Here is a 6,829-nt window from a genome sequence, read left to right as displayed (position 1 = left end):
CGCGGAGGCGGCAGCGGAGCGGTTGGCCGAGTGCGGGCCGAACGAGTTCGCGCAGCCGAGGCCGCCGCGACTGCCCGTCCGGGCCGCCCGTCAGCTTGCCGACCCGATGTCGATCCTGCTGCTGATCGCCGGGCTGGTCACCCTGGTCGTCCTCGGCGAGGTTCCCGAGGGCGCGGCCATCTTGACCATTCTCCTGGTCAACGTGGTCATCGGGGTGAGCCAGGAGACGAAGGCCGACCATGCCGTACGGGCGTTGCGCACTTTCACCGCGCCCATGGCCAAGGTCGTCCGCGACGGCGTTGTACGGAGGATTCCCGCCGCCGAGGTCGTACCGGGCGATGTCGTGCAGGTTGCGGCCGGAGACCGCGTACCCGCTGACGCGCGGCTGTTGCAGGCGAACGGGCTGGGCGTGGACGAGTCGATACTCACTGGCGAGTCGCTGTCGTCCGACAAGCGAGCCGCGGGAGCGGAGAGCCCGGGCGGCACGCTCGCCGATCGCCGTGACGAGCTGTTCGCCGGGACTCTCGTCGTCCGGGGCTCGGGCGTCGCGGAGGTGAGCCGCACCGGTGCCCGCACCGAGATGGGGCGCATCGCCTCCGCGCTGGGCGGCGGCGTCAAGGGCCCGCTGGCGGTGGAACTCGCACGGGTGTCACGACGAATCGGCCTGATCGCCGTCATGGCGGGCGTCGTGATGATTCTCATCGGACTCACCCGAGTCCAGCGGGGCGAGGCCGCGCTTGTCGACATCATCCTGGCTGGAGTGGCGCTGGCCATCGCCGCCGTGCCGGAAAGCCTGGCCGCAGCGGTCACCACGGCGCTGGCGCTCGGCTCACAGCGCATGGCGGCGCTCGGTGTGATCGTCCGGCGGCTGCCGGCCATCGAGGCGCTGGGCGCGACCACCGTCATCGCCACGGACAAGACGGGCACTCTGACCACTGGGCATCTGACCGTGGCCGATTGGGTGACGGCGTCCGACGACGACCTGTGGCGTGCCGCGCTGCGCTGCAACGACGCTCGCGACCGCTTGGGGGACGCGGTCGACGTGGCCCTCGCCGTGGCCGCCGAGCGGCACGGGGTGAGGCTGCCGCCCGGCGAGGAACGCCTGGCCGCCCGCCCGTTCGACGCCGAGACGAGGTCGATGGCCGTGATCACCACGGCGGCCGAGGATGGGCCTCTGCTGACGGTCAAGGGCGCCCCGGAGGTGGTGCTCGCCCGCTGCGTGCCCGGCCCGGAGACCGAGCGGCTGACGCGAGCGGTGTCCGGTCTGGCCGACCGGGGCCTGCGGGTGCTCGCGCTCGCCGGCGAGCACACCCCGGACCTGGACGCCGTGGACCTGCGCCCACTCGGCCTGGTCGCGCTCAGTGACGAGATCCGCCCCTCGGCGGCGCGGGCGGTGGCGGACTGCCGCGCCGCGGGCATCCGCGTCGTGATGGTGACCGGTGACCACGCCGACACCGCCCGCGCCATCGCCGGGGAGGTGGGTATCGACGCCGACCCGGTGGTCACGGGCGCCGCACTCCAGACCCTCGAAGGCCCGGACGACGAGCGTTCGAAACGGTACGCCCGGCTGCGCGAGGCGGCCGTACTGGCCCGCGTCGACCCCGGCACCAAGCTCGACCTGGTACGAGCCCTGCGCGAGGACGGCCAGGTTGTGGCGATGACCGGCGACGGTGTGAACGACGCCCCGGCACTGCGCAACGCCGACGTGGGGGTGGCCATGGCCGGCGAGGAGGGCACGGACGTCGCCCGGGAGGCCGCCGCCGTCGTCGTCACCAACGGCGATCTCGGCACGATCGTCGCGGGGGTGCGCGAAGGGCGCCGCCTGCGCCACAACGTGGCCTCGATGATCGGATACCTGCTCACCGGCAACCTCGCGGAGATCCTCATCGTCCTCACCGGCCTGATCACCTGGCCGGACCTGGTCGTGCCGCTGCTCCCCGTGCAACTGCTCTGGATCAACCTGGTGCTGGACGGCATCCCCGCCATCGCACTCGGCGTCGACCGGCCCGCCGGCGACCCGCTCGCACTGCGGCCACCCGCCGGCGATCTGCTCTCCTGGCCCGTCCTGTCTCGGATCGCGCTGCGGGCGGTGGCCGTCGGCGCGCTCGTCTTCGCGGCCGTCGAGGTCGCCCGCCGCCTCGGCTGGAGCGAGGAACAGGTCCGTAGCCAGGCCGTGCTCGCACTGGTCTTCGCCCGCCTGACCCTCGCCTACGTCGTCCGGGCCCGTCGCCGGACCTTCGAGCGCGGCTGGTGGCGGGGCCGTTCGGTACTTGTCGCGGTGACCGCCACCGCGGCGCTGCAGGTGCTCGTGACGGTGATCCCGGCGCTGGGCGCGCCGCTCGCGCTGGTGCCTCTGCCGCCCGCCGGCTGGGCGATGGCGCTGGGCGCCGCCATACTCTCGGCGCTGGCGTGCGACATGGTGCGCCCCCGCGGCAGTGGCGGCGGCGAGCGTACCGGGAGCGAAGCGACAGGCCAAGCGCCCTCTCCCCACCCGTTCACTAGGCCCACTGCATAGGCGCCGCCCTATACGCCCTACGTTGGCAACATCAACAGGGGGAACTCGACTCAGGGCTACTGAGCCAACTCGCCACCGTCCACGCCGCCGCACCATTGCCACACCTGTGCGACGCGCTCCTCGTGGGGACGGCGTATTCGAAGACGACGTCGCTGTGCCGGCCGCCCGCCCGGGAGCTCGACGCCGTCTCGAACTGAAGATGTGGTTCCCCGCATCATGGGCCGAAGGTCCCCTGGCAGGATGCCTTTGGCCTGCGGCCACCCCACACGCCTGAGTGATCTGCTTCAGGGCATGGAGCCCATTGTGCGAGATCTGACCGGACCGAGCGTGGAGTTAGCGTTCAGGCGGTCGGCCGAGCGCGGGCCGAACAACTCTCGATCCGGGGGGACGGGACCGCTGCGATGACCGGACCCGCCGACGCCAAAGGAATCACCGTGACAGAACCGGCCACGACAGGGCTCACCGACGAACAGGCCGCGGCCGCCCGGGCCAAAGTCGGCCCCAACGCCGTCCGCAGCCACCGGGCGCGCCCCGTCGCGGTGCTGGCCAGGCAACTCCGCAGCCCGCTGCTGATACTGCTGCTGGTCGCGGCCACCGTGTCGTTCTTCGTCGGGGAGCGGACCGACGCGGTGGTGATCGGTGTGATCGTCGCGTTGAGCGTCGGGCTGGGCTTCGCCAACGAGTACCGCGCCGAGCGCGCGGTGGAGGCGCTGCACGAGCACATGCGCAGCCGGGCGTGTGTGCTGCGGGGCGGCACCCTGGTTGAGCGTGACGTTACCGACCTGGTCCCCGGGGACGTGGTCCAGCTGAGGCTCGGCGCCGTCGTCCCCGCGGACATCGAGCTGGCCGAGGCACGGGACTTCGAGTGCGACGAGTCGGTGCTGACCGGGGAGTCGCTGCCAGTCCGCAAGAAACCCGGCGACACGGCGCTGATGGGAACGGTCGTCACGGCGGGAACCGCGACCGGAACCGTGTCCCGAACTGGCGCCGGCACGGCTTTCGGCGCGATCGCCGCGGGCCTGGGTGAGCGGCACGCTGAGACGGCCTTCCAGATCGGGCTGCGCAGGTTCTCCGGACTGCTGGTGTGGGTCGCCGCGGCGCTGACGGCCGGAGTGTTCACCACGAACCTGGTCATAGGCCGCCCGCTGCTCGACGCGATGCTGTTCTCGCTCGCCATCGCGGTCGGCGTCACCCCGCAACTGCTCCCTGCCGTCGTCACCACCAGCCTCGCCACCGGGTCGCGCCGCCTCACCCGGATGAAAGTGCTCGTGAAACGCCTGGTCGCCATCGAGGACCTCGGCGACGTCGAGGTGCTGTTCACCGACAAGACCGGCACGCTGACCCAAGCCAGGATCGCCCTGCGCCAGGCCGTCCGCCCCGACGGGACCCCCGACCAGGGTGACGCCGACGGCCCGTTCCGTTTCGGAGTGCTGTGCGCGGACCCGCCCGGCTCCACACCACTCGACGACGCCCTCCACGAAGCCCTGCACGATGCAGGTGCCATGCGGGAGTGGACGCCGGGAAGCTACCGGCGCATCGATGCCAAGCCGTTCGACCACAAGCGGCGTATGGCATCCGTACTGGTCGAGGACCCCGCCGGCGCGACGCTGACCATCGTCAAGGGAGCCCCGGAAGCGGTGCTGGCCCGGTGCCGGACCGTGCCCGAGGAGTCCCGCGCGCTCGCCGAGCGGCTGTTCGCCGAGGGCGCCCGCCTGGTCGCGGTCGCCGTACGCGCAGGAGAACGCGAGCTGGTGGAGTCCGATCTCGATCTGGCCGGGTTCCTGGTGTTCAGCGACCCGCCCAAACCCGGCGTGGAGCAGGCGCTCGAACGCCTGGCCGCGCTCGGAGTCACCGTGAAGATCCTCACCGGCGACCACCCCACCGTCGCGACCGGCCTGTGCGAGAAGATCGGCCTGCCCGTCACCGGAGTGCTGACCGGTGAGGAGATCGAGCGTCTCGACGACGCCGCCCTGACCGATGCCCTGCCAGCGGCCACGGTGTTCGCGCGAGTCAGCCCCGAGCAGAAGGCCAGGATCGTCGGCATCCAGCGAAGCGGCGGCCTGGACGTCGCCTACCTCGGCGACGGCGTCAATGACGCGCTCGCGCTGCACCGGGCGGATGTGGGCATCTCCGTCGACACCGGGGCCGACGTCGCCAGGGACGCGGCCGACGTCGTGCTGTTGGAGAAGGACCTGGGCGTGCTCGCCGACGGCATCGTAGAAGGCCGCCGCATCTTCGCCAACACCGTCAAATACCTCCTGATGGGTACGGCCAGCAACGTCGGCAACATGTTCTCCGCCGCGGCGGCCTCGGCGGTGCTTCCGTTCCTGCCGATGCTGCCGAGCCAGGTGCTGCTCAACAACCTGCTGTATGACGCCAGCCAGCTCGCCATCCCGGCCGACGCCGTCGACCGCGAGCAGCTCGCCCGGCCCGCGCGCTTCGACCTCGGGCTCATCCGTCGGTTCATGCTGGTCTTCGGACCGCTCAGCTCGATGTTCGACCTCGCCATGTTCGCGCTGTTGCTTCGAGTCTTCCACGCCGCGCCGCCGCTGTTTCGCGCGTCCTGGTTCGTGGAGTCCCTCGCCACCCAGACTTTGGTGATCTTCATCGTCCGGACCCGCCGTACGCCGTTCTGGCGAAGCCGGCCGGCCACAGCCCTCGTGATCGCCGTGGGGGTCGTGGTGGCGGCCGGACTCGCCCTGCCCTATGCGCCCTTCGCATCCGACCTGGGGCTGGCGCCCATCCCACCGGCCATTCTCGGCACTATCGCCGTCGTCCTGATCGTCTACTTGGCACTCGTCGAGGCCGTCAAAAGGCGCTTCCGCACCGTGCCCGCCCCACGCGAGCGGCGCCTGCCGCCCCACCGCCACGTGCACCGCCGGGCCACCCCGTTCAGCCGCAGGCCGCGGTTGGTCCGACACGGTCTGGCCAGGTCCGTGTCAGGGAGCTGACCACCGCGGTAGTAACTGCCAGGTCGTGAAATGCGGTGGGCCCCGTTCGAACGCTGAACGACCGCGCGCACGGCCCGAGCCTTGCGGGATTCATCGGAGTGCTTGCCGTACGGCCTCGGCCGTCTCCTGGATCGCCGCCAGGACCGGCGGGGTGACGGGGGCGTCGAGGGCGAAGTCGCCTCCTTCGACACCGAAGAAGACCAGCTCGTGCGGGAGCCGGCCGAGCGCCCGGCCGAGTGCGATCGCGTCGGTCAGGCCCAGGGCGTGCGAGCTTCGGTGCCGGCCGGCCCCGGGATGGGGCGGCAGGCCGCGGTGTACGGTTCCCGGCGGCGCGCCGGAGGAGACCGCGTCGATCACGATCGCCAGGCGCGCGTCGTCCCAGGCCGTGACCAGGTGCATGGGATCTCCGCAGCTCTCGGTGAGGAGGACGGAGGGCGGGAGCCTGCCGCGCAGCAGCCGGACCACCTCCAGACCGGCCGCGTCGTCGCCGCGCGCGTCGCCGCCGATCCCGATCACCACCGGGTCACCGGGCATCGAGCCGCAGGTCCAGGAAGTGGGTGGAGCAGGAGATGCACGGGTCGTGGTTGCGCACCGCCCGCTCGCACAGTGCGGCGAGCTCGGCCTGCGCCAGACCGAGCCGGGGCTCGATCAGTTCGCGCAGGTCCATTTCCATCCGGGCCTGGTTCTGCGAGGTGGGGGGCACGATGGCCGCCTCGGTGATCAGCCCGTCCGCGCCGATGCGGTAGCGGTGGTACAGGGTGCCGCGCGGCGCCTCCGACGCGCCGTGGCCGACTCCCGCCGTCGGTTCGACGGGTACGGCCGGCACCTCGGGCTCGACGTAGCCGTCGATGATCCGCAGCGCTTCGTCGCAGGCGTGCACGACTTCGACGGCCCGGACGACGATGCTGCGGAACGGGTTGCGGCACACCTCGCCCAGGCCGGCGTCCCGGGCCGCCTCCTGGGCCAACGCGGACAACCGCGGCGAGTTGAGGGCGTAGCGGGCGAGGGCGCCGGTCAGGTAGCCGGTGGTCCCGTCCAGCCGGGCGTGCAGCGCCGTGGAGTCCTGGACCTGCTCCTCCACCACGTGGTCCGGCCAGTCCTCGACGGGGAAGGAGGATCCGTCGCTCACGGCGGGCGAGCCGGACAGGATCGCGTACTCGTCCGGGTGCCGGAGCGCGAGGAACCGGTAGTCGTGTTCGACGTCGGGGAAGTCGAACCCGGCGACCCAGGTCACGGTGGCCAGCGCGTGCTCGCGCGCCCGGCGCAGCCGCTCGGCCACCGGAGCGAGCTCCTGCCGCCGGGGCACGCGGTGGAAACCGCCGCCGTACGTTGACCGGGTGGATCGCCCGTCCGCCCAGCGTCG

General features: G+C 72.0%; 4 protein-coding genes. 2 read left to right on the top strand and 2 right to left on the bottom strand.

Features of this window, described 5'->3' with window-relative positions; genetic code table 11:
- The coding region (locus tag FLX08_RS35150) for a cation-translocating P-type ATPase (protein WP_142624581.1) at positions 1-2,515 on the top strand (2,515 nt) is incomplete at its 5' end.
- 434 nt (positions 2,516-2,949) lie between these two features.
- On the top strand, positions 2,950-5,466 hold the full coding sequence (mgtA, locus tag FLX08_RS35145) for a magnesium-translocating P-type ATPase (RefSeq protein WP_244313119.1): 2,517 nt from the start codon (positions 2,950-2,952) through the stop codon (positions 5,464-5,466).
- A 90-nt stretch (positions 5,467-5,556) separates the two neighbouring features.
- On the opposite strand, the gene FLX08_RS35140 is transcribed toward mgtA, so the two are convergent.
- Positions 5,557-6,000, bottom strand: coding sequence for a hydrogenase maturation protease (locus FLX08_RS35140; protein WP_142624579.1), 444 nt, complete (start codon positions 5,998-6,000; stop codon positions 5,557-5,559).
- Positions 5,990-6,772 carry a nickel-dependent hydrogenase large subunit gene (locus tag FLX08_RS42640; protein ID WP_244313118.1) on the bottom strand — a complete coding sequence of 261 codons (783 nt, stop codon included), beginning with the start codon at positions 6,770-6,772 and terminating at the stop codon, positions 5,990-5,992. Before FLX08_RS42640 ends, FLX08_RS35140 begins: the two co-directional genes overlap by 11 nt.
- Positions 6,773-6,829: the final 57 nt, after the last annotated feature.

The sequence above is a fragment of the Microbispora hainanensis genome, assembly GCF_006874475.1.
In the GTDB taxonomy this organism is placed as follows: domain Bacteria; phylum Actinomycetota; class Actinomycetes; order Streptosporangiales; family Streptosporangiaceae; genus Microbispora; species Microbispora hainanensis.
Note: the sequence above shows the minus strand (reverse complement) of the source record. Positions and strands in the feature narration are given on the sequence as shown.

Bases quoted from the DNA above. Each gene is read 5' to 3' on its own strand.
- FLX08_RS35140 (WP_142624579.1), bottom strand. From the start codon at position 6,000: ATGCCCGGTGACCCGGTGGTGATCGGGATCGGCGGCGACGCGCGCGGC.